Origin of the sequence: Parapedobacter indicus (assembly GCF_900113765.1) — a bacterium.
Lineage (GTDB): Bacteria > Bacteroidota > Bacteroidia > Sphingobacteriales > Sphingobacteriaceae > Parapedobacter > Parapedobacter indicus.
Map to the genome: position 1 here is coordinate 28,712 of NZ_FOQO01000006.1, position 24,531 is coordinate 53,242.

The 24,531-nt window shown below is 46.9% G+C and carries 19 protein-coding genes; 11 read left to right on the top strand and 8 right to left on the bottom strand.

Annotated features, from left to right (window positions below):
* Positions 1-263: 263 nt before the first annotated feature.
* Positions 264-785, bottom strand: coding sequence for an NADPH-dependent FMN reductase (locus BMZ56_RS12965; RefSeq protein WP_090627353.1), 522 nt, complete (start codon positions 783-785; stop codon positions 264-266).
* A 125-nt stretch (positions 786-910) separates the two neighbouring features.
* Here BMZ56_RS12965 and BMZ56_RS12970 point away from each other — a divergent pair, with 125 nt between their 5' ends.
* The 5 genes from BMZ56_RS12970 to lepB are packed head-to-tail and all read left to right on the top strand — an operon-like array spanning position 911 to position 5,677.
* Positions 911-1,708 carry a ParA family protein gene (locus BMZ56_RS12970; RefSeq protein WP_090627355.1) on the top strand — a complete coding sequence of 266 codons (798 nt, stop codon included), beginning with the start codon at positions 911-913 and terminating at the stop codon, positions 1,706-1,708.
* Between the two features lie 6 nt (positions 1,709-1,714).
* Positions 1,715-2,638 carry a ParB/RepB/Spo0J family partition protein gene (locus tag BMZ56_RS12975; RefSeq protein WP_090627357.1) on the top strand — a complete coding sequence of 308 codons (924 nt, stop codon included), beginning with the start codon at positions 1,715-1,717 and terminating at the stop codon, positions 2,636-2,638.
* Positions 2,638-3,414 (top strand): DUF5683 domain-containing protein, encoded by a 777-nt coding sequence (locus BMZ56_RS12980; protein WP_090627359.1) that lies wholly within the window; start codon positions 2,638-2,640, stop codon positions 3,412-3,414. The genes BMZ56_RS12975 and BMZ56_RS12980 overlap by 1 nt, the downstream gene beginning before the upstream one ends.
* Before the next feature lie 49 nt (positions 3,415-3,463).
* On the top strand, positions 3,464-4,213 hold the full coding sequence (gene dapB / locus BMZ56_RS12985; protein WP_090627361.1) for a 4-hydroxy-tetrahydrodipicolinate reductase: 750 nt from the start codon (positions 3,464-3,466) through the stop codon (positions 4,211-4,213).
* 39 nt (positions 4,214-4,252) lie between these two features.
* Complete coding sequence (gene lepB, locus BMZ56_RS12990) at positions 4,253-5,677, top strand: signal peptidase I (protein WP_090627363.1); 1,425 nt, start codon at positions 4,253-4,255, stop codon at positions 5,675-5,677.
* Positions 5,678-5,702: 25 nt separating this feature from the next.
* Here lepB and BMZ56_RS12995 read toward each other — a convergent pair whose 3' ends face one another.
* Positions 5,703-6,422 carry a pyridoxine 5'-phosphate synthase gene (locus BMZ56_RS12995; protein WP_090627365.1) on the bottom strand — a complete coding sequence of 240 codons (720 nt, stop codon included), beginning with the start codon at positions 6,420-6,422 and terminating at the stop codon, positions 5,703-5,705.
* Between the two features lie 61 nt (positions 6,423-6,483).
* Between BMZ56_RS12995 and cdaA the strand changes: the two genes are divergently transcribed.
* Positions 6,484-7,266 carry a diadenylate cyclase CdaA gene (cdaA, locus tag BMZ56_RS13000; protein WP_090627367.1) on the top strand — a complete coding sequence of 261 codons (783 nt, stop codon included), beginning with the start codon at positions 6,484-6,486 and terminating at the stop codon, positions 7,264-7,266.
* 66 nt (positions 7,267-7,332) lie between these two features.
* Here the strand turns inward: cdaA and BMZ56_RS13005 are convergent, their stop codons facing one another.
* From BMZ56_RS13005 to BMZ56_RS13020, 4 genes are all read right to left on the bottom strand, one after another.
* Entirely contained in the window at positions 7,333-8,181 is an 849-nt protein-coding gene (locus tag BMZ56_RS13005; protein ID WP_090627369.1) for a DUF2911 domain-containing protein, read from the bottom strand.
* A gap of 202 nt (positions 8,182-8,383) precedes the next feature.
* Complete coding sequence (locus BMZ56_RS13010) at positions 8,384-9,679, bottom strand: sugar MFS transporter (RefSeq protein WP_245893230.1); 1,296 nt, start codon at positions 9,677-9,679, stop codon at positions 8,384-8,386.
* A gap of 385 nt (positions 9,680-10,064) precedes the next feature.
* Positions 10,065-10,577 carry a DinB family protein gene (locus BMZ56_RS13015; RefSeq protein WP_090627373.1) on the bottom strand — a complete coding sequence of 171 codons (513 nt, stop codon included), beginning with the start codon at positions 10,575-10,577 and terminating at the stop codon, positions 10,065-10,067.
* Positions 10,558-11,778 carry a sensor histidine kinase gene (locus tag BMZ56_RS13020; RefSeq protein WP_090627895.1) on the bottom strand — a complete coding sequence of 407 codons (1,221 nt, stop codon included), beginning with the start codon at positions 11,776-11,778 and terminating at the stop codon, positions 10,558-10,560. The genes BMZ56_RS13015 and BMZ56_RS13020 overlap by 20 nt, the downstream gene beginning before the upstream one ends.
* Positions 11,779-12,009: 231 nt before the next feature.
* Here BMZ56_RS13020 and gltX point away from each other — a divergent pair, with 231 nt between their 5' ends.
* Positions 12,010-13,533, top strand: a complete 1,524-nt coding sequence (gltX, locus tag BMZ56_RS13025; protein ID WP_090627375.1) for a glutamate--tRNA ligase — start codon at positions 12,010-12,012, stop codon at positions 13,531-13,533.
* Between the two features lie 276 nt (positions 13,534-13,809).
* On the opposite strand, the gene BMZ56_RS13030 is transcribed toward gltX, so the two are convergent.
* Positions 13,810-16,695 (bottom strand): DEAD/DEAH box helicase, encoded by a 2,886-nt coding sequence (locus BMZ56_RS13030; RefSeq protein ID WP_090627377.1) that lies wholly within the window; start codon positions 16,693-16,695, stop codon positions 13,810-13,812.
* 318 nt (positions 16,696-17,013) lie between these two features.
* Positions 17,014-19,233, bottom strand: a complete 2,220-nt coding sequence (locus BMZ56_RS13035; protein WP_090627379.1) for a helix-turn-helix domain-containing protein — start codon at positions 19,231-19,233, stop codon at positions 17,014-17,016.
* A 279-nt stretch (positions 19,234-19,512) separates the two neighbouring features.
* Between BMZ56_RS13035 and BMZ56_RS13040 the strand changes: the two genes are divergently transcribed.
* The 4 genes from BMZ56_RS13040 to BMZ56_RS26175 all read left to right on the top strand — a co-directional run bounded on the left by BMZ56_RS13040 (position 19,513) and on the right by BMZ56_RS26175 (position 24,525).
* Complete coding sequence (locus BMZ56_RS13040) at positions 19,513-21,936, top strand: ABC transporter permease (protein ID WP_090627381.1); 2,424 nt, start codon at positions 19,513-19,515, stop codon at positions 21,934-21,936.
* An 84-nt stretch (positions 21,937-22,020) separates the two neighbouring features.
* Positions 22,021-22,269, top strand: coding sequence for a FeoA family protein (locus tag BMZ56_RS13045; protein ID WP_090627383.1), 249 nt, complete (start codon positions 22,021-22,023; stop codon positions 22,267-22,269).
* Complete coding sequence (gene feoB, locus BMZ56_RS13050; protein ID WP_090627385.1) at positions 22,266-24,350, top strand: ferrous iron transport protein B; 2,085 nt, start codon at positions 22,266-22,268, stop codon at positions 24,348-24,350. Before BMZ56_RS13045 ends, feoB begins: the two co-directional genes overlap by 4 nt.
* Position 24,351: 1 nt before the next feature.
* A complete protein-coding gene (locus tag BMZ56_RS26175; protein WP_090627387.1) occupies positions 24,352-24,525 on the top strand; it encodes a FeoB-associated Cys-rich membrane protein in 174 nt (57 codons plus the stop codon).
* The last annotated feature ends 6 nt before the right edge of the window (positions 24,526-24,531 follow it).

The following is a 24,531-nucleotide window of genomic DNA, read 5'->3' on the forward strand; positions in this document are numbered from 1 at the left end:
GAAATGAATGCACACTGTGTTGCCATTAACCAGCTATTGACTTGCCCATGACTCCTCAATTAATTAGTATATAATAGGTACATAATAGGGTTTTTATAGGGACTTCATAGGGGAAAACACGGATAATTTACCTATAATTTATCTATTACCTATCATTAACATTTCTATTAATTTAGGAAACGGTAGTCAGTCAAGGTGAAAATAGGGTACACGTAGTCCAAGGGGCACGATAATCACCCAGCAGTTAATCATTAGAAAAGATTTTAGAACCGGATAAACTCTTCGATCTGTTCGTCTGTAAAACGCACGGTATCCTCTTTGTAGAGATTGCCGTCGGCATCGAACTCCTGAAAGATGTGCGGGATATGGATTCGTAAGGGAAGTACATTCAGCCGTACATAGTGACAAACGCCGGTAAAATGGTCAACGCCCCGTATATTGCCGTACTTGCCGCTGGATAACCCGACCAATGCCGCTTTCTTATTAAAAAAACTATCCGGGAATTTACAGGCATCCACAAATGTTTTCAGAATGCCGGGAAAACTACCGTTGTATTCGGGGATGACGAAAATAAACTTTTCGGTCGCCATCACCCGGTCTTGATACGGCTGAAATGTGTCGCTCCGGCTTTTATACATCTCCGAAGAAATGAAATCAGCCGATAAATCGGCAAGGGAAAGAATATGAGCTGCCACTCCTTTTTCCATCAGCTTTTGCTGATAATAACTGGCCAATTTAAACGTATTACTATGTGGGCGGTTGGTACCGGATATGATGGTAATCATGATGGATTAAATTAAAAAAGCGTATCTTAGCCCCTCGCATTCGAACTTGCTAAAATGCCCCAAAAGTACAAATTAATGAATACTTTTGAGGCGTAAAGCACAAAGCGCGTTAATTTTCATTACTCATGGGCAAAATCATAGCAATCGCTAATCAAAAAGGGGGGGTAGGAAAAACCACTACCTCCATCAACCTCGCTGCCAGCCTGGCCATACTTGAATACAAAACCCTGTTGGTCGACGCAGACCCACAAGCTAACTCGACTTCCGGGATCGGATTTGACCCGCGCACCATTAAATCCAGTGTGTACGAATGTTTAATCAATGACCTGGACCCACATGAAGCCATCCAACATACAGATACGCCGAACCTCGATCTGTTGCCGGCCCACATAGACCTGGTAGGCGCTGAAATTGAGATGATCAATCTGCACGAACGGGAATTTAAGATGCGGAATATCCTGGATCAGCTGAAAAACGAATATGACTTTATTGTCATCGACTGCTCCCCTTCGTTGGGTCTGATCACCATTAATGCATTGTCTGCCTCTAATTCGGTCATCATCCCCGTGCAATGCGAATATTTCGCGCTTGAAGGATTGGGCAAATTGCTCAACACCATTAAGATCGTCCAGAACAGGCTGAATACAGCTTTAGAAATCGAAGGCATCCTGTTAACGATGTACGATGTGCGGCTCAGGCTTTCTAACCAGGTCGTCGAGGAAGTGAGGACACACTTTAACGAACTGGTTTTCGATACGATTATTCAGCGTAATACACGACTGAGTGAGGCTCCCAGTTTCGGTATCGCAGTAATCATGCACGATGCTAACAGCAAGGGCGCCATCAATTACCTAAACCTTGCGCGCGAGATACTGGAAAAAAATAACCTCAATAAGGAAGAAAACGAACACGTAAGCGCATAATATAACATGGCAGCACAACAACGGAAAACAGGATTGGGTAAGGGATTAAGTGCACTGCTCGACGACTCGGAAGAAGTGATCAAGCGACCATCCGAAAGCAAAACGGTTGGCGACGTAAAAGAACAGAAAATACCTGCTGGAATCAATGAAGTACCGCTTTCGCAGATTGCAATCAATCCCTTTCAGCCACGGACGGACTTCGATGCAGAAGCGTTAGGCGAGTTGGCGGATTCCATCAAGCTGCAAGGGCTTATACAGCCCATTACGGTACGGCAAGTGGAAAATGGGACGTACCAATTAATCAGCGGGGAGCGCCGATTACGGGCAGCGAAATTAGCCGGTCTGATGGAAATACCGGCCTATATCCGAACGGCCAATGACCAGCAAATGCTGGAAATGGCCTTGATAGAAAACATCCAGCGCGAGAATCTCAACGCCATTGAAGTAGCGCTGAGCTTCCAGCGGATGATCGAAGAATGTAATCTCAAGCAGGAAGAACTGGGCGAACGGGTGAGCAAAAACCGTTCGACGGTGACCAACTACCTGCGCTTACTCAAATTACCGCCGGTGATACAAGCGGCGATACGGGATGGCCAACTCAGCATGGGACACGCACGTTCACTGATCAATGTATCTGAAATCGACAAGCAACTCTACATCTTCCGGGAAATCGTCAAAAAGGGATTGTCTGTCCGGAAAACCGAAGAATTGGTGCGGGACATTCAGCAGCGAACCCCCGTGCAATCCGGCAAACGTGACAAGACCACTCCCCTATCTTTCCAATATCAAAAGGTAGAGGATGACCTCGCTTCCAAATTTGCCACACGGGTGAAACTCAAAGTGGCCGGCAAAAAAGGTACCGGCGCCATCGAAATTCCGTTTCACTCGGAGGACGATCTAAATAGAATTCTTGAATTACTGGACTGGTGATGAACAGGCTATTAATCATCCTGTTATTGTTGGTTGGAAGTTTCACTATCCTTCGAGCGCAGGAACCAGACAGTCTGCGGCGCGACACCATTCCGAAGGTTGCCCCCAAAACGGCCACACCCGACGTTACCGACAGCCTTACCGTAACGGCTGTGGGTGACTCTACTGCGGTGGATACCACGGCAGCCGAAACCCGTCGCGAGCGGAGACAACGGGAGAAGCGGGAGCGTGAAGCCAAAGAAGAAGCGCAAACTGTATTCAAGGATTCGGCGCGGCTCGCCTTGGAAGCCCTGTCGGTACGCCCCTGGAAACAATCACTGATGGTCCCCGGGTGGGGGCAGATTACAAATGGTGGATGGTGGTGGCTCAAAGTACCGGTTATCTATGGCGGGTTTGTTTCTGCCGTACTGGTGTTTGAGTTCAACAACCGTTATTATCACGATATTCTGGAGGAAGTGCAATACCGGATCAATAATAACCACGCCGTTCCTCCCAACACGAAATTCCCCAACCGGCCTGCGGGACAGCCAACAACGGATTTCATGATTATTGCGAAAGATGCGTATCGCCGGAATCGCGACCTCACGGTACTGGTCACCGTCGGTTTTTGGGGCCTTCAGGCCGTAGAGGCCTATGTAACATCCATGCTTAAACATCGCTGGAATATAGGCGATGATTTGAGCATCAAGGTTTCCCCGACTCTTTTGCCGCAACCTGGTTCCGCCTGGGCCTATCAACCAGCCGCAATTGGCTTTAAGGTGAAAATGAATTTTTAACCATTTATACACATTTTATACTAAGTTTGCGTATTAGCAACTAACGTACATGAACATTGCATTACTCGGATACGGAAAAATGGGGCGGCTCATCGAGAAATTTGCCCTGCAACGCGGTCACCACATCCATCTCATTGTGGACGAAAATAATCGGCCTGACATCAGCGCGACTGATTTTGAAGGAGTGGATGTAGCCATCGATTTCAGCCAACCGGAAGCTGCTGTAGCGAATATCAACCTGTGCTTTGAAGCTAATCTACCTATCGTCGTAGGAACAACCGGTTGGTACGACCAGCTCGACGATGTAAAAAAAAGGTGTTTGGATGGTAACAAAACGTTGATGTACGGCTCTAACTTCAGTATTGGCGTGAATGTCTTTTTTCACATCAATAGATTATTGGCAGCCGTGATGAATCCCTATAAGCAATACGATGTTCAGGTGGAAGAAATTCACCATACGCAGAAATTGGATGCCCCGAGTGGCACCGCGATTACGATTGCAGAAGGGATAATTGAAAACACCGATTCGAAAGCGGAATGGATAAACAACCTGATAGGCGAGGGCGATGAAATCATTCCAAAGGGTCAACAACTGTTGATTGAAAGCCATCGCATTGACGATGTACCCGGTACGCATACCGTTCTCTATAGTTCGGAAGTCGATCAGATTGAATTTAAACACACCGCACATAGTCGGGCGGGGTTCGCTTTGGGGGCAGTAGTTGCCGCCGAGTGGATAGCCGGTAAAACCGGATTTTACCAAGTAAACGAAATGTTTAACTTTGGCGGGCATATTTAACACATCGGATAAACGCATTTAACAAAAACCTGATTATATATGGGATATTTCGTCTTTGCCATCATTCTCATCCTCATCCATATTGGGCTTTGGAACCTTTTCATCAAAGCCGGACGCAAAGGTTGGGAATCACTCATCCCCATTTACAAGGAATTTATCATTGCCAAGCACATAACGGGGCATCCCAGTTGGTGGCTTGCCCTATTATTGATTCCGATTGTCAATATTTTTATTTTTTTCGGTTTGTATCTTGATTTAGTCAAGGCATTTGGCAAACGTCGTTTTTGGGAATATGCAGCCACCATTCTATTACCCTTTGTGGTACTGCCCTGGTGGGGCAAGGATGCGAAGACGGTTTATCTTGGCAAATCATTCACTCCTGAGTTCAAAGAAAAGTATCCGTACAAAAAGACCGTAGCGCGTGAATGGGCCGATGCCATTGTGTTTGCTGTAGTTGCTGCCACGCTTATCCGGGGCTTTCTCATCGAGGCATACATGATTCCTACCGGCTCAATGGAAAAGAGTCTGTTGGTGGGGGATTTCCTCTTTGTAAGCAAACTGAACTACGGTCCGCGTATTCCGATGACACCCATTGCCTTCCCCTTTGCACATCATACCATGCCGCTCATCGGGGGAAAAGCATACTGGGAAGGCGTAAAAATAGGTTATAAACGATTGCCGGGATTCCAAGAGATCGAACGCAACGACGTCGTGGTATTCAATTATCCAATGGAGGCCGACCCGCCCTTCAGCCGACCGATTGATAAGCGTGAAAACTACATCAAACGGGCGGTGGGTATTCCGGGAGATACGCTTTCGCTACGCGAATCAATTGTATATGTCAATGGAGAAAAGGGATTTGTACCTCCTCATGGACAGATGGATTACTATGTATATACCGATGGAACCGGCTTAAATCCACAACGATTGCTGGATATGCGCATTGAACATAGCCCCTATGCCCGGGAACCGTATCAGCTTTTCCTAACCAAAGAGGCGTATGAAGAAGTAAAAAGCTGGGCGAATGTAACCAAGATCGTCCCGAACATCCGGCATCGGGATACGGAAGAACCCGGCATATTCCCGAATAACCCCTTGTACCATTGGAACATCGATAATTTCGGACCGATTATCATTCCCAAGAAAGGCTGGACAATTACGCTTGACAGCTTGACGATGCCGCTTTACGAACGTGCCATCCGCGTATACGAGGGCAATGAACTGGAAAGCCGTGCAGATGGTGTTTACCTAAACGGCGCAAAAGCGGATACCTATACATTCAAAATGAATTACTATTGGATGATGGGCGACAACCGTCATAACTCTGAAGACGCACGCTCGTGGGGCTTTGTACCGGAAGACCACATCGTAGGGAAAGCCTTATTTGTATGGCTGAGCTGGGATAAGGACGGTACATTCTTCGACAAAATACGGTGGAACCGGATTTTCATGGGAATAAAATAGTACTTGCGGGCCACAAACGTCCGATTCAACTACTGCTGGCGGCTAGGTACCGTTTTATTGTTTCTTCCAGTCCTAAATAAAGTGCATCTGAAATCAGTGCATGGCCGATGCTCACTTCCAGCAATCCGGGAATGTGTTGCACAAAGTACGGAAGGTTGTGAAGATCGAGATCGTGCCCCGCATTAAGACCGACACCGATTTGCTGGGCCACTTTGGCTGCTTCAGCATACAACGCGATTGCTTTAGCGGGATCGTTTAGAAACTCCTTTGCATACCCTTCGGTGTACAACTCTACGCGGTCAGTTCCGGTTTCTGCGGCGGCGGCAATCATTTCGGGATGGGGATCCACAAAGATCGAGACCCGGATTCCCTCCCCTTTGAACAGCGCACATATATCGTGCAAATACGTGCTGTGTTTGATGGTATCCCATCCGTGATTTGAAGTGATCTGCCCCGGTTCATCAGGGACTAACGTGACCTGAGCGGGTTGGGTATCCAACACCAACCGAACAAATTTTTCTTCGCGACAGTTACCTTCGATGTTCAACTCGGTTGTAAGGGCCGACTTCAGGTCGTAAACATCCTGATAGCGAATGTGCCGCTCATCGGGCCGCGGGTGTACGGTAATACCCTGCGCACCAAACCGCTCGCAGGCCAGTGCAGCCTGGAGCACATCCGGGTTATTCCCTCCGCGCGAATTACGGAGCGTTGCGATTTTATTGATATTAACCGAAAGTCTTGCCATAGCGATCGTTTTTTACAAAGGTATAAATTAACAAAGAGGAATTTATTAAATTGCGTGAGTTATGGAGAGCTTCGACTTTAGTTTCCGATTACTGGATATCATAGACATCATCTTAGTCGCCGTAATCCTGTATTACATATATAGCCTGATCCGCGGCACCATTGCGGTTAACATTCTCATTGGATTGGGGCTTATTTATGTAATTTTTCTGCTTGTCAAACAATTCAACATGCATCTCCTTACCGAGATTTTCGGTGGGTTCATCAGTGTGGGCTCATTGGCCCTCGTTGTCGTTTTCCAGCAGGAAATCAGGCGCTTTCTTATCCATATCGGCAAGAATATCTCTGTACGGCGAAAAAACTTCCTGTGGTCGATCTTTGTGAGCAAAAAGGCAGCGGAGCAGGATCACCGCACGCATCTTAAACCCATTATCGATGCGTGCAGAAGTATGTCGAAATCCTATACGGGAGCCTTGCTCGTTTTCGCCAAATATTTTGATGAGGAATATTACCAAAGCAGCGGCGAATACATGGATGCACAACTTTCGAAACGGCTGTTAGAAAGTATATTCCAAAAAAACAGCCCCTTACATGATGGGGCTGTTGTGATCGTAGATTTCAAAATAAAAACTGCCAGTTGCGTTCTGCCGTTATCGGACAGCGAAGATTTACCGTTGCATTTCGGCTTGCGCCATCGCGCCGCCATCGGTGTTACCGAAGTGAGTGACGCAGTGGCTGTGGTCGTCTCGGAAGAGACGGGAGAAATCTCGTTTGCCAAAGATGGCAACGTCAACATGAACATCACCCACGAGGAACTGGAAGAATTATTGAACGCTTCGCTTTAAATGAATTAGCCCATGGCAGTAAACCATGGGCTAATTCATTTAAAGCCGTCAATCGGTGGTTTGAAACTATTTTTTCGCTTCGGCCAATACTTGTCCGTTCAACCGGATGTATTCCTGATTATTTTGTTGTGTTGCAATTTCTATTCCCTGTTGGGCAGTAGTTGCTGCACCGGCTTTGTCACCCGCTTTTAGTTGGATACGAGCCTTCCAATATTTGATATAAGGAGCCGGATTGGGTGCCTTATCGGCTTCATTCATCCAAGCAAGTGCTTTTTGGATATCCTTATTGTTGTTATAATAGTATTGAGCGGCTTGCATATAGGGCTTCTTCTCCCCTTTCATTGCCTCGTCAATGGCAGCCATAATTTCGGCATCCTGATCCACCACCAAGTCAAAACTGATCTTTGTTTTTTCCCAGGCAAGATTCAGCTTCGCACTTTGGGGTTTCACGTCCGAAAAATCGATTGTAAAGGTTTCAATTGTCCTTTTAAGTTGCTCGGGTTTGACGGTGAAGCGCAGTACATCTTCTTCCGGTTTATACGAATACGCTCCCCACTGCTCACTATTCTTGCTGAAAATAACCGTCCATTCACTTTTCCCGGGTATAGTCAACAGCCCATATTTACCCGGCTCAACCGGATGGCCGGCTACCATTACCTTATCTTCAAACGTAATGGTGGGGATGCCATTTGCTCCCGTGCGCCAAACTTTATCATAGGGCTCCAAACCTCCGAATATCTTTCTGCCGTTCGTATTTGGACGGCTATAAGTAAGCGTGACGTTGCGAATACCCAATCCCTGAATAAGGGTTTGCATACTGCTTGCGGGCGGAAGTTTCAACTGGGCTTTCACAGGGTACCCGGCTGCCGCAATAATTAGAGCCAGAACGGCTGTCTTTACTAGGCGTTTCTTCATATTTGCTTATTGATAGTTACAACTGCCCCGAAGTTAGGAATTATTGGCTAGGAGTGGTCAACATTACCGAAATATTACAATTCGCATGTAATACATCACGTTATCATGCGTTTTAAAAGTGATATTCCACAAGAAAGTCCTGTTTTCCTGCGTCGCTTTTACTTTGACGCAGGAAAATCAGGCACAATTCCTTTGGTTATTTTCACTTAGAAATCCGCGTTTCGCTTAATCGATGTCCGTAACTCGCGAAGTAAAGGATGTAAAGGTAAGCGGGAACCATCGCATACAGAAATGCATGCTGAAAATCTATGCCCAGCGTGTCTTTTAAATATCCATATACCAATGGCCAGATGGCACCCCCCGCGATACCCATGATCATCACTCCGGATCCAACTTTGGTAAACCGGCCGAGCCCTTTAATACCCAACGGGAAGATTGCCGGCCACATCAACGCATTGGCAATGCCTAATAATGCGACAAAAACATAGGAGGTCATTCCCGAGGTGAATACCGAAATAGTGGTGAAAGCAATGCCGACCAACGTACAGATCCTAAGTGCAAACTGTTGGGAGATGAATCTGGGAATGGTAGCAATCCCGATAAAGTAGCCCACAAGCATACAACCGAGCGTAAATGCAGTACCATATTTTACAAAGAACGGAGGCAGCGATAATAACCGTCCATATGTCCCAATGATATCACCTGCCATCACTTCTACCGCAACGCAAAAGAATATCGCCAATGCTCCGAGGAAAAGATGAGGAAAATGAAAGATGCTGCTCTTCTTCTTTACATATGCATTTTCCTCCACCGCTTCTTCTTTGTTTACGTCAACATCGGGCATTTTCACCACAAATACAACGATTGCCAGGATGGCTACACCAATCGCCATTCCAATGTATGGGCTATGGATCCTTTCGGAAAGCTCGGCCAACAATGCATCGTGTTCAGGCCCTACCTTAAGGTCTTGTATTTTACTGGAAATTGTATCATAATCTTTTAACAGTATGCTTCCCAAGACAAAAGGGACAATGATACCGGCGGTTTTATTGAAAATCCCGACAATAGAAATACGCTGTGCTGCACTTTCAATGGGACCTATGATGCTTAGGTACGGGTTGATCGCAGTCTGGAGAAGTGCCATTCCAGAGGCCTGGATAAATATAGAAACTAAAAACAACTCATAGCTTAGCTTGGAGGCCGCCGGTAATATTACCAACGCGCCAATTACGATTAAAAACAGACTGAGCACAATTCCGTTTTTAAACCCGATCTTGTCCAAAATCCAGGAACTGGGAAGTGCCAAAAAGAAATAGGCAATATAAGAAGCAAATAAAATAAAGAAAGCCTGCAAATCTGTTCCTAAGTTAAAGGCTAGTCTGACAAATGGAATCAGTGCTCCGTTTGCCCAAGTTATGTAACCTAGAATAAAAAACAGTGCGCAGCATATAATCATTGGCAATAATGCTGTCTTTTGTTGAGTTGTTATCGGGTTCATTGATTTAAAAATTTACTTTTCATTAATTAGGTCGCTCGTATAGTTCAGAAACCTTCCATTCCACAAGACTATAAAATAAAATCAATATTTAAAATAAAAAAGTCACGCAAACGGTTGTTTTGGCAATGGTTACTGGTTAATTGTTAATCCGGACGAAGGAAGGATCCTGAATTCCGTTGAAAATAAAAATGAAATGTGAATCATTGCCAACGGAGGACGGTGCTTAATGGGGGTACTATTATCGTCAGCAAAAATAGGAAACGCCCTGAAGTTATCAGGGCATTTCCTACACCTAAACCGTATCATAAAACCATGGAAATGGTTTTGTAGATACTTTAACTACAAAAGACAGGAAAAAAGGTTTAAAGTTTTTTATTTTTCGCAATCACTCGTGCAGGTAACGTTCGCGAATGATGTTACGGTGATGATTGAGATGGCCCGCAATGATATACAGAAACGCCCGGACACTGATCAATCGCTCAGAAGCGATGCCTTTACGGGCCAGCTCGTGATCGTTGAAGCTGCGGAAAAGCATCAGATTTGATTTTCTTACTAACACAAACTCATCCGATAGGCTTTCCAAGGATCGCTCGTTGAACCGCGCATTAGCTACAAAATCATCGGGTTCAAACCCGATCAGTTCTTTGGTATCATTCCGTGCAAAGCGCAGCGCCCGGTACGCCATAACCCGTTCAGTATCTATCGTGTGCCCCACCACCTCTTTGATGGTCCATTTGCCTTCGGCATAGGCATACTCGGATTTGCCCGGTGGAATGCTTGCCAGAAATTCTGGAAATGCGGTAATTTGTTCATTGAGTAATTCCATCACGTCGCCGGTAATGGTTTCAATATAATCGGAATAAATCGCGGGGTATTCATCAGATTTGAGCGGGTTCATACGTTTGGCTACTTGGTAATACGATTCTAAATGTGGTTCCTTTATCTATTTCTGACTCCTTCACAAAAATGTGCCCTTTGTGATATTCGATCATCCGTTTGGTTAGACTCAATCCCAGTCCCCACCCACGTTTCCTTGTGGTGAAACCTGGTTGGAAGACGGCATCAAACTGCGCACGGGGTATTCCTTTTCCGGTATCGCTAATGTCTATAAAAATTTGCTCTTTTGCAATATTTTCTAAAATAACAATGTCTATCCTTCCAGCAGATTCAATGGCATTTGCCGCATTTTTCAAGAGGTTTTCAAGCACCCAGTCAAAAAGCGGCACATTGAGCATGGCCTGTACCTTGGTTTCGCCGGAGACATTGAACACAATTTTGTCGCTTGTTCTGACCTTGAAATAATTAACAAAATCAACGACAACTTTATAGACGATATAGTTATGTAATACCGGGGTGGAACCAATTTTCGAGAAACGGTCTGCCACAATTTCCAGTCGTTTCACATCGCTTTCCATCTCGATAAGCAATGGATCTTTCTCCGCATCAAACTTGGTCCGGACCAATTCCAACCAAGCCATGAGCGACGATATGGGGGTCCCCAACTGATGGGCTGCCTCCTTTGCCAAGCCCACCCATACCAGGTTCTGTTCAGATTTGCGGATGGAATTGAACACCGTATAGGCGATTCCCAGAAAAATAGCGATGAGGGTAAGTTGCACATATGGAAAGACACGAAGCTGGGTGAGTAGCAGCGAATCTTTGTAATACACAAACCATTGACCTCCATTTGGCAGGTTGATGATAATAGGCGAATGGCTTTTTTTCATGATCGTGAGTTGCCTATTGAAGTACGTGGGATCATATACTAAGTCTTCGCCCTCAGCTTCCTCCAAAATATTGGTTTTGGTTGAATCCAGATCACGCCAATAGATAATACTATCGCGCGCATCGGCGATGATGGCGGGCATCGACAGACTATCACGTACCGCCGAAATGAACGTGATCATTTCATCGTCAAAATCCGGCATCGTGATGATGTTCCGCATGCTCATGGCCCATACCTCCGCTTTGGTCCGCTCCGATTTAGACAGATTCCTTACCAGATAATTGGTATATAGCAACGACGCCCCCGCAATGAGCGCGGCAAGAATCAATAGGGCAAACTTCCATCGTTGCTGGTTATATTGATAAGGATTCATTTCGCCAAAATACATAATTCCGCCAACAATGATATTTTTGGCAGTCGTATTTTTCTCAGGGACTTCGCTTTTAAACATTTTGTTGGCGCACTTTGGCACGCAACGCAACTGGAAGACTCGCTTCGCTCATTCCCAAGGTTGCTCATCCAAAGCTGCCTTCACCAAAGGCAATTCCGGTATTTTTTATGTTTCCGCCACAAAAAAATTGGTCAATTTAGCTAAGTTTGCAACATGGATCAAGACAGGAAAGTGAGGGTGCGTTTTGCGCCGAGCCCCACCGGGGGATTGCACTTGGGTGGCGTGCGCACGGCATTGTTCAACTACTTATTTGCCCGCCATAACGGGGGAACGTTCGTGTTACGCATCGAAGATACAGACCAGACCCGCTTTGTAGAAGGTGCCGAGGCATATATTCAGGACTGCCTTACGTGGTGCGGCATTGAGCCGGATGAAAGTCCGCTTCACGGAGGTGAGTATGGCCCCTATCGGCAAAGTGAACGAAAAGAAAATTATCGGTACTATGCGGAACAGTTAGTAGCTGATGGCTATGCCTATTATGCATTTGATACCGCAGAAGAATTGGAGACACAGCGCAACTTGCAGCCTAATTTTAAATACAGCCATGAAAACCGCACACAACTGCGTAATTCACTCAGTCTTCCTGCAACGGAAGTCCAACGGCTGATTGCCGAAGGGCACCCCTATGTCATTCGCATCAAGATGCCCGTGGGTGAAACCATTGGTTTTGAAGATATGATCCGCGGCGTCGTCAGTTTTGACTCATCTTTGGTGGATGACAAGGTGTTGCTGAAAGCCGACGGCATGCCTACGTATCACCTCGCGGTGGTCGTAGACGATTACCAGATGGATATCACCCATGTGTTCCGGGGCGAAGAATGGCTGCCGTCAGCCCCCGTGCACATCCTATTGTGGGAATACCTTGGCTGGCGTGGCAGCATGCCCCATTGGGCGCATTTACCGTTGATTCTTAAGCCCGATGGCAATGGCAAACTGAGCAAGCGGGATGGCGACCGACTGGGATTCCCTGTGTATGCAATGAATTGGCAGGATCCAAAAACGGGAGACCTTACCCGGGGATTCCGCGAGATGGGATTCCTTCCCGAAGCTTTTGTCAACATGCTTGCCCTGTTGGGGTGGAATGACGGAAGTGATCAGGAGCTTTTTTTCAGGGATGAATTGATTTCCAAATTTTCGGTAGACCGCATTAGCAAAGCTGGAGCCAAATTTGATTTTGAGAAAGCCAAATGGTTCAACCACGAATGGATAAAACAAAGTGAAGATGAGGTTCTCCTCCCCCAGCTGAGCGATGTGCTGGCGGAGCATGGTGTGCTGGATGTCGACCGAGCATACCTTTCCAACGTATTGCCGCTGGTGAAAGAGCGACTCACTTTTCTTTCGGATTTCTGGGAACAGGCTTCTTATTTTTTCAGGCAGCCAGACAGCTATGACCTGGCTTCGGTACAGCCGAAGTGGACGGCTGAAAAAACCGCATTCTTCGCCGAGATGATTACCAAACTTGAAAATTTCGAACCCTGGCACAGCGCTGAATTGGAGAGTTTTTACAAATTGGCCATCCAAGCTTCCGGCATGAAGGTGGGCGAATTGATGCTACCGTTCCGTATTATGCTGGTAGGCGGGAAATTCGGTCCGCACGTTTTTGACATCGCTGCACTTTTGGGGCGAGAGGAAACTGTGGCCCGGATGAAAAAAGGCCTAGAAGCGTTCATTACCTAGGGATTACCTTCGGTGAGCTCCCGTTGGTCGGTTTCGCTTTTTAAAAATTTTCGTGCCTTTTCAGTTTAACCTTCGGTACACGTTGACCCTTTGGTATGCATCGCAACTTGGAATTGCTATCGCTACGCTGGCAATTCCGAGGTTGCCATGCATACCAAAGGGATCTCGGTACTGCCCCTGAACCCATCCGGTGTTTAGGCACACTGCAGAGCAAGCCTTGGATAGGCAAGCGTAGCGCAGCAGCGGATCCCACCTTGCGAGCAGTGTGTTTAAACATTACCCCAGCAGTTCCCTGATATCCTCCGGCGTGAGCGACTTGATAAAACTCTCTTCCGTAGTAATGAGCGTATCGGCAATGCTTTTTTTTCGGTTTTGCAGCGCCAATATCTTTTCCTCTACGGTATCTTTGGTAATAAACTTATAAATAAATACGTTACGCGTTTGCCCGATGCGGTGTGTGCGGTCTATCGCCTGCTGTTCTACGGCGGGGTTCCACCAAGGATCCAGGATAAACACATAGTCCGCCTCCACTAAGTTAAGTCCTACTCCCCCGGCTTTGATTGAAATGAGGAAAAGTCGCGTATCTTGGTTTTCTCGGAATTGCTTGACCACTTCTTCCCGGTTTTTGGTCGCACCGTCGAGGTAGGCGTAGCCGACCCCATGTTTATCAAAGTACTGTTTGAAAATAACCAGCTGTTTGACAAATTGTGAAAATACAAGCACCTTGTTACCCCGCTGGAGCACGGTTTCCAGGGTATGGATAACGCTCTCGAACTTACCGGATTCACCCCGGAACGTGCTATCAACCATCCGCGGGTGGTTAGCCAGCTGACGCAACTTGGTGAGCCCTTGCAGGAGTGCAATCTGCGGGGTTCTGGCTTTCTCGTCGCCAAGATTCTCCAAAATCGCATTCCGGTATTCCGATTTCACACGTTCATACTGTTCGGCCTGTTGCTCACCCATGGTGCAGTAGAATACTTGTTCCGATTTGGGAGGCAGTTCAGTAGCTACCTGGCTTTTGGTACGCCGCAAAACGAACGGTTTAATAATGGCCTGCAATCGTCTCGCCTTTTCCTCGTCTTTCTTTTTTTCAATGGGCTGCACAAATTCTTGCTGAAAGTAGTGGTAACTGCCCAATAATCCCGGGTTGAGAAAAGCCATCTGCGACCATAAGTCGGCCACGGAATTTTCAACGGGCGTACCGCTCAGCACCAAGCGATGTTTACTTTTAAAGCTTTTTACGGCTTTAAAAGATTTCGAAGCCGGGTTTTTAATAATCTGGCTCTCATCGAGAATGACATAATTGAAATAAAAGGCACCCAGCAATTCTTCGTCGCTGCGGGCAATCCCATAGGTCGTAATTACCAGGTCATATTGCTCGAAAATACTCGGTTCTTTAGTCCTGCCGATGCCGGTATGCACGAGAATACGCAATTCGGGCACGAATTTATCTGCTTCGTTTTGCCAGTTATAAATCAGTGAGGTAGGCATTACAATGAGCGAAGTCAATGGTCCTTCGCGTTGCGCAGCAAGTTCCTTTTGTTTTTGCAGGAATGCCAATGTCTGTATGGTTTTCCCGAGACCCATATCGTCGGCTAAACAACCACCAAACCGGTATTTCTGAAGAAAGTGAAACCAATTGTAGCCGGCCTTCTGGTAAGGTCGCAATGAGCCGTTAAATTGCTGGGGCTCTTCGATCTCTTCAATGGCATCAAAATTTGCCAATTGTTCCAGCCTCCGGTCCATCGTTAGCGCGGTGCGCTCAGACAGGTCATTGAGTAATCCCAAATGATACTTACTGAGCCTGATTGCCTTTTTGTCTTCGGAAAACTGAAACAGGTGATTATACTGCGCAAACCATTCTTCGGGAATAACCGCTATCTCGCCGTTGGGCAGTATAAATTCCTTGATGTTATTCAATAAATGGTTGCGCAGCTGGATGAAAGGCACTTCGTAATTTCCAAAGCGGGCGATTGCCTCTACGTCAAACCAATCGTTACTCTCCTTAACCGTCAAATCAAGCTCTGTACGCCCAAAGAAAAATCGTTTATGCGGGTCTTCCTGTACAATTTCATAGCCTAACCGAGTGAGTTCGTCGTTTTTATCGCGGAGCCAGTCCATTACGGATACGCGTTCGTCTGTAATCGCGATGGGCTCCAAGTTACTGAATAGCGTATTGGTCCGATGCAGCCCCCTGTCCAACAATTCCTGCATGCGTTTTTCTTCCCATTGCAGCGACCGTTTGATCCGATGGAAGGTATATTGATCTGCAGCTTCATCATACTGCATGCGTACGGTCACCTTGTTTTCGCCTCCCGAAGCGAACAAATAAGGACCGTAGCGGAAATTCAGCTGCAGTTGCGACGTCCCATTTTCTACATACAGCAATTTAAGTATCGGTACGGCATCGTGCTGGTGGGTTTCGATGGAAAAGCCTTCGGCATACACGTGATGCTTCTCAATCAGCCCACGCACGAAGGTCTCGAAGTATTTCCGCTCGGTAGCGCGGGCAACTGATATGTACCGTTTTTGTAGAAAGGGAGACAACTTCTTCCCTTCGAGCGGTTGATCGAAGTGATAAAGTACGTTCTCAAGAAGTAGCCACGCCTGCTGGTTGACGATTACCTGGGCGTCTTTATACATAAACTCAATACGCTGCCCACCGTATTTGAGGGTAGGGAAATAGCGGGTCTCCTCGCCATTGCGCCTAAAATGAAACAATACAGATGCCGGCTCGGGAGCAATCTCAATCTGCTGGTCGGCAGCATACCCATCTTTACTCATCAAAAACAGCGGCTTCCCCTTCAGCAGATCCAAAGCCTGCAGTAAGCGCCGCTCGATTTTCGGCCGGATGTATTCGTAGAATTTATCGTCAAAAATCCGGGAGAAAAAATCAGCAGGTCGAACCGGCTTTTTATGGTACTGTTTAATGATATTCGTTTGCTCGATCTCGTCCAGCAGCTTAATCAGCTTGTAATCCACCTCATCCAATACGCGGGCATAATCGGTTGCCGTGTGGCTGAAGATGCGTCGATGTGTCAGGGAATAGCCACCGTTGGGATTGAGCTGCACAATATGCGGTTCAATTAAGCATCCCAAATAGGGATGTTCACAAAGGGAATAGACCAATCCATAAGGCTGTGTAGTATCGACTTGCTGCATTTACAATAAGGTATCCAAAAAAATAAAGGTGTTAAAGATACGGAAATCTTTGAATAGTTACGGTGCGTTTAGCAAGACTATGAAAATATCTGACGGACAAGTCGTTAGTTAAATAGAAAAAGCCGCACCCAAATTAGATGTGGCTCAATATCTCTATTAGCGGCAGAATAACCTCCGCTATTTCTTCTTCTTAGCGAGATCAGCGCGGACTTTCCGGACGAAATCAATGGAAGTTTGGGACGCACGGGCAGCTTCCTCATCATCGAAACCGAAATCCAGAATAAGGTTCGCAACCACAGAAGCCTTCCGGGGTATACATTATCTGGTTAACGACGCCTGTGCAATCCGTATTTCGATATATTCCACTTCGTTACCCAGCATCGCTTTGAGAACGGATGACGGTTTCCCCGGATTTTGCTGCACTACCTTACGGGCGGTATCTAATTTACCGGCGTCCATTAATTGATGGGCTTCCACTCCACGGCCGATGAAATCCAGGAGATGCCCAATAATGGTATTTCGGGTCAAGCCACGTTCCGTTGCGATATCGTCGATTGATTTTCCGGCCTGAAATAAGTCAAAACTGATGCGTTTGGTTTCTCCTTTGACGACCTTTGGCTTACCGATATTCTCCGGAAGTTCTTCAGCTTTTATTTCAATGGCATTCAACCGCTCAGCTTTGCCCATCACCTCCTGCAAGGCATCGCCTTTGGCGAGTGCTTCTGCAATGATCAGACATTGCGTCAATTGCTCCTTTTTCCGTTTGAAATCAACATACAATCCCTTCAATTCTTCCACATATTTCTTTGTACGCTTTTTAATCGTCCACGCAGCGATGTGTGCATCCAACGCAGTGATCAGATCGTCTTCGATCCGGGGCAGAAACCAAGCGACGGCCTTTTCTGTGCGTTCATGAATCTTAACATAGTCGCTTTCTCCTTCTTTATTCAACAATCCATTTAGCTGATTACGGAATTTATCGGCTACTTCCCGCTGTGCCCGACAAGCGATCGACAGTGTCTGAAGAAACTCATAGGCAGCGGCTTGATCGGCAATGTTCCGGCTTTCCAAATCGGTTAATACCCCCTGGCTGGCTTCTACCAACCGGTCCCATTTAAAACTGTGCAGCAAAATGTGCCCTAAGTAGCTTCGTTGAGAGGCTTCCAGGATTTTGGGCATATCTTCGTCGGCAGGCGTAGCTTTTGAAAAGTCGGCCACCTGCCTGTCCGTACGGATGCTGTGCGACGGGATGCGGGAATGAAGTACCAGCCCATCCAATTTCCGCAAGCGGCTCAGCGCCACATAAACCTGCCCGGCAGCAAAAGATGCTCCGGCATCAATGATGGCTTTATCAAACGTAAGTCCCTGACTTTTGTGGATGGTGATGGCCCAGGCCAGCCGGAGCGGGAACTGTGCAAACGTACCCAACACTTCTTCCTCAACCCGGTCTTGCACTTTATCGTAACGGTATCGGATGTTTTCCCATTCCTCCCGTTTCACCGTCACGGCATCGGTACCGTCTTTGAACTCCACCATCAGCACATCTCCCGTGGAATCTATGTGCTTCACATAACCGATTTTACCGTTGTAATACCGCCGTTCGTCTCCGCTGTCGTTGCGGATAAACATCACCTGAGCTCCAACTTTCAACCTTAATTCCACCTCAGCTGGATAAAGTGTTTCCGGAAAATCCTTCGAAACCTTCGCTTCCAATGTCACTGTTTGCTCCGGCAGCGCCTCCAATTCCCGTTTATTGATTGCATCTGCCCGGTGATTGTGCGTCGTCAAGGTAACATAGGGATCGTCCTTCGCCGGCATAAAATCTGGATTATAATACGTATTGAGTACATCCAGCTGCTCAGAAGTGCAACAATTGTTGCGGATATCGTTGAGTATATCAATAAATGTCTGTTCACTCTGCCGGTATATCTTTTTGAGTTCCAATAAAACCGGCGGCTGGTCGCGAAGCACCTTAGCGTCGAAAAAAAACGGGCTTGGGTAATAGCGGCTCATCACTTCCCGCTCCTGTTCTCTGACAACGGGGGGCAATTGATACATATCGCCAATAAATAACACCTGCAGGCCGCCGAACGGACGTGCATCGCGCCGCACGTTTTTCAAGATGGTGTCAATCGCGTCCAGCGTGTCTGCCCGAAGCATGGAAACTTCATCGATGACCAACAAATCTATTTCCTGCAACAGCGCGCGTCGTTGCTTGGTCAGTTTCACTTTACCAAACAAGCGGCGACGGTTGTAGATATGGCTATCATGATCATCCCACGCCAGTTCGTAATCTTCGATGTACATGCCGAATGGGAGCCAAAACAAAGAATGTAGCGTGGTGCCTCCCGCATTCATCGCTGCCACACCTGTAGGTGCAGCCACCGCCATTTTTTTATAGCTGTGCTGTTGAATGTATTTCAGAAAGGTTGTTTTTCCTGTTCCGGCTTTGCCTGTAAGGAATAGGTTGCGATTGGTATGGTTCACAAACGATACCGCTTGTAGAAAAGCCGTGTTTTGCACATCTACTGCTGCCATAGTGGTATTGAAGGTTTAAATTTAAAATGCCAACTGGCAAGGTAAATAGCAAATGTACTAATTTCTACTGAAATACTCAGGCGTTTAATACTTAAAATCGCGTATGAGTAAACGCTGTTCGGATATGAACAGAAAAGTGTTCGATACCGAACACTTCTTTTCGGTCAAAAAAATCGTAAAAAACTTAAAAACAACCTTTTACAAAACTGGCTTGGTTGCTGTGTTTGATCGTCCGAAACTAGGACGCAGCATACACAGTTTGCAAAGGAGGTCGAGCGCATGTTACAAAATCATTTCAAAACCGCGTGGCGGAACATCATCCGTCAAAAACAAGCATCCCTAATCAACTTGCTGGGGTTATCACTCGGTATCGCTTCTGCACTTATCTTATTTGTGATTGTCCACTACGAGTGGAGCTACGACCGATTCCATACAAACTACGACCACATCTATCGGATCGTGACGGATACACGCTACGAAAATTCGGTCGACTACAATGCCGGAATCCCCTACCCCACACCGGACGCCCTCCAGGTGGACATGCCACAGGTTAAAGCGATTGTGCCGCTGCATGCAACGGGAGCTCAGGTAGACGCCCCTGATAAGCTACCGGAAAATCCAGTCCATAAATATTCGGAACAAGTGATGTTTACCACGGCGGATTTCTTCCAGCTTTTCGATGCAACGTGGCTGGCTGGAAATGCAGCAGCGCTTTCAAAGCCGAACACGGCAGTTCTCGACCGCGAAACCGCCACCCGGTTTTTCGGCGCTTGGCAACAAGCCGTGGGCCAACAGATTCAATTAGCCAATGCAGTCCCCCTACAGGTCGCCGCAATCGTTGAAGATGCACCCCGTAATAGCAATTTCCCCTATCACCTCCTGGTTTCCTTTGAAACACTTCGGGCAAATGCGGCGCTATTCGGATACCACCTCAACGATTGGAATAGCCTAAGCAGTAGTTTTCAAACGTTTGTGTTACTCGATAAAGGTCAAAACGTGGAAACTGTCGGACAGCAGTTAGACATGCTGACCAAAAAATACTTTGAAGGCAGGGATAGAGCTTCCAAAATCCTTCACCTCCAGCCGTTAAGCGACATCCATTTTGACCCGCGTTATGGAGCCACGGTCAATCAACGCATGGTCAAGCGGTCTACGCTTACTACATTGGCACTGATCGGAATATTCGTGCTCATCATGGCTGCCATCAATTTCGTGAACCTCAGCACCGCACAGGCGCTCGGAAAAGGAAAGGAAATCGGCGTGCGAAAAGCGTTGGGTGGCTCCCGGAATAGCCTGATCACACAATCCTTTGGAGAAACCTTCCTGCTTGTTTTCCTTTCAGTGTTGGTTGCCTTAGTCCTGACCTACTTCGCATTGCCTTACATACATCACGTATCTGACATACCCGAAACCCCATCCTTATTGCAACCTTTTACCCTGCTATTTCTAGGTATCACGTTAGTGGCAATGACCTTCTTATCCGGTTTGTATCCCGCAGTCATCCTATCTGGGTTCAAACCCGTCCTGGCGCTTAAAAATAAAATAAATACCGCTAAACTGGGAGGTATTTCCATGAGAAAAGGGTTAGTTGTAGTACAATTTGCCCTTGCTCAATTGCTGATGATAGGCACGCTGGTGGCCGTCAGGCAGATGGCATTTGTGCGCAATGCCGATCTTGGTTTCAACAAGGAAGCTGTTTATACGGTACAAGTACCGTCTGATGACAGTACCCATCCACGTATGTCTGCATTCAAGCAACAGTTGCTGCAATTGCCCCACGTCCGTTCGGTGAGCTTTGCCAGTGATGTTCCTTCATCGGACAATAAGTGGTCGTCCAATTTTTATTTTGATGGCAGTGAATCGGAGAAACACATCACGTTCCCCACGTTTTTGAAGTTTGCCGATGCTGACTATTTTGAAAATTATGGCTTGGCATTTCTCGCTGGCCATCGGTATGCGGAAAGCGATACACTTCGTGAAGCAGTGATTAACGAAGCCATGGTGCAGAAATTGGGTTTATCCGCTGCGGAAGATGCTATTGGTAAACGCATACGTATCGGTTTCAGTGATACATGGATGACCATTACCGGTGTGGTAAAGAATTTTATACCCAATTCATTGCGAGAGGAAATCGGCCCGATCATCATCGCCCCCTCCAAAGAACAATACTATGTGGCTGGGATCAAGCTTGACAAGGAAGCAGGAAAGGAAACGCTCCAAGCGATCAACCGTCAATTCGATCAACTTTATCCGGAACACTATCTTCAAGCGGGCTTTCTCGATGAAAGCATCGCCCGGTTTTATGCACAAGAAGAAAAAATGGCATTGGCCTATCAACTGTTCGCACTCCTGGCATTGGTCATATCCAGCATTGGACTGTATGGAATGATTTCTTTTATGCTGGGGCAAAAGGTGAAAGAGATTGGCATCCGAAAAGTCCTTGGCGCCAGTGTAGCCAGCATCGTTTACCTATTTTCCAAAGAATTTATTTACCTGGTGGCGATCGCGTTCTGCATAGCAGCGCCTGTGGCCTACTATTTCATGTCCGGCTGGTTGAACCATTTTGTCTTCCGTATTCATTTGGGTCTCGGATTATTTCTAGTGGTTATGTTGACCGCACTCATACTGGCCCTGCTGACCATCGGTACCAAAGCGCTCCGTGCGGCAATGGCCAATCCGGTGGATTCACTGCGCGACGAATAATGTAACCACAAGGTTATTCAAATTTCCTCATTTAGATTCATTTTAAATTGGTACTTTTGGAAATTGATATCAAATGAGCGCGCAATGTCCCAGCATAAATCCATTAACCATCTGCAAAACGGAGAGACCGCCACGATTGTAGGATACGGTTCCGATGAAATTCCCATTAAAATCTATGAAATGGGTCTGCTGCCGGGGGTAACCCTAACCAAGAAGCAACAGCTTCCGTTCAATGGCCCGGTATACCTACGCATTGAAGACAACCCCAATGCGATTGCGCTACGGAAATCCGAGGCAGATCTTATCTTAATCGAATCGTTAGTAAAAGCATGACGGAAATCAAGATTGCCCTGGTAGGCAACCCTAACGTTGGAAAATCGACGGTATTTAACCGATTGACCGGATTGCGGCAAAAAGTCGGCAATTATCCGGGGATAACCGTAGAAAAGAAAACGGGGAGCTTTGCTCACCAACAAACCCGATACCATGTCATTGACTTACCGGGCGCATACGGCATCCACCCCTCGTCATTGGACGAGGAGATTGTCTACGACGTATTGATCGATAAAACGAACCCCAATCATCCCGAATTGGTCGTGGTGATCGGTGACCCGTTTAATTTGAAACGGGCGGTCTTCCTGTATCAACAGATCCGCGAGATGGGACTGCCCGCCATCTTTGTAGTCAATATGATCGACGAGGCAGAGCGATCGGGAACATCCATCGATGTTAATAAACTGGAAAAAGCGTTGGCAACAAAGGTGGTGCTTACCGATGCGCGTTCCGGCAAAGGTATCGACCAATTGAAAGCTGCGCTGGCCTTTAAACCCAACGGGTATGCGCCTTCATTTATGATTCCGGAAGAGTTTACCGCCGCCACCCAATATGTGAAGGAACGGACGGGACCATCGAATGAGTACATCGCTTGGTTATACCTATCGCAGAAACAAAATAAGCACCTGGATGATAGCCAAGCGCAAGAAGTAGCAAATGCCCGGCAGCATCATGGTCTCAACTATCACCGCCTGCAGATTCAGGAGGCCTTGGCAAGGCACGCGTCGTTGGAGAAGCAATTAGCCGGTGTTGTCAAAGATCCTGCAAAGAAAAAACAATATGTAACCGAGCGCGCTGATAGCGTCCTTACGCATCCCTTTTGGGGATATGTTATCTTTTTTGCCCTGCTGCTATTGATTTTCCAAGCTATTTACACATGGTCGGGCCCCTTTATGGATGCTATTGACAGTGCATTTGCCTGGCTGGCTTCCAGTACAGCAGCGTGGTTGCCCGCAGGTCCGATTAACGGACTCATCACAGACGGTATTATTACGGGTATCGGCGGGATTGTCATTTTCATTCCTCAAATTGCCATTCTTTTTATTTTTATCTCACTGATGGAAGAATCGGGTTATATGAGCCGCGTGGTCTATCTCATGGACCGGTGGTTGCGGCCTTTCGGACTGAGTGGCAAGAGTGCTGTCCCCCTGATGTCGGGAGCAGCCTGTGCCATTCCGGCCGTGATGTCTGCACGTACGATCGAAAACGATAAAGAGCGATTGATCACGATCTTGGTAACACCCTTTATGACGTGTTCCGCCCGCCTACCGATTTATATTGTCATTATCGGACTGGTCATCCCGCACGAAAAGGTAGTAGGTCTCGATCTGCAAGGGTTGGTATTATTTGGCATGTACGCATTGGGTATCATCGCGGCATTGGGAAGTGCGTGGGTACTTAAACAACTGATGAAATCGAAGTACAAAAGTTACCTGATTCTGGAGATGCCTACTTACAAATACCCCGTAGTGCGTAATGTGCTCTTGAATGTTTGGGACAAAACCAAGGGGTTTGTGCTGGGTGCAGGGAAAATCATCCTTGCCATCAGTATCATTCTGTGGGTGTTGGGATCATTTGGCGTGAGCGAACGGTTTATAAACGCCGAAGAAATTGTACAGACTGAAAAGCCGGGCCTCAGCGGCGAAGCGTTTGAAAATGAAGTACAGTCCCAAAAACTCGAATACTCGTTCCTTGGCACCATGGGCCGCTTTATTGAACCCGTGATCGAGCCACTCGGCTACGATTGGAAAATGGGCATCGGACTGATTTCATCGTTTGCTGCCCGGGAGGTTTTTGTAAGCACCATGGCAACCGTGTACAGCCTGGGCGGCACGGATGACGAACTGACCATCCGCGAGCGCATGGCTGCGGAGATGAACCCGAATACCGGTAAACCGGCCTATAATTTTGCATCGGGTATATCGCTGCTCTTGTTTTATGCATTTGCGATGCAATGCATGAGCACCATTGCTATTGTCAGAAAAGAAACAAATTCCTGGAAATGGACCTTCATCCAGTTGGCATTTATGACAGGTATTGCGTATATTGCCGCTTTAGTGGCGTATCAATTGTTAAAATAATATGGACGCGATCACGATTCAATACATAGCTGTAGGTGCTTTATTTCTGGTGGCTGTTGCATTTTTGGTCAGACGGACGCGCCGCTCTTTCGGGAATAAAGGAGGTTGTTCCAAAGGCTGCGGATGTGAATTCTCTGAAACCAGCATGGAGAAATCAAAAAAAGCAATATATTAGCCCCTT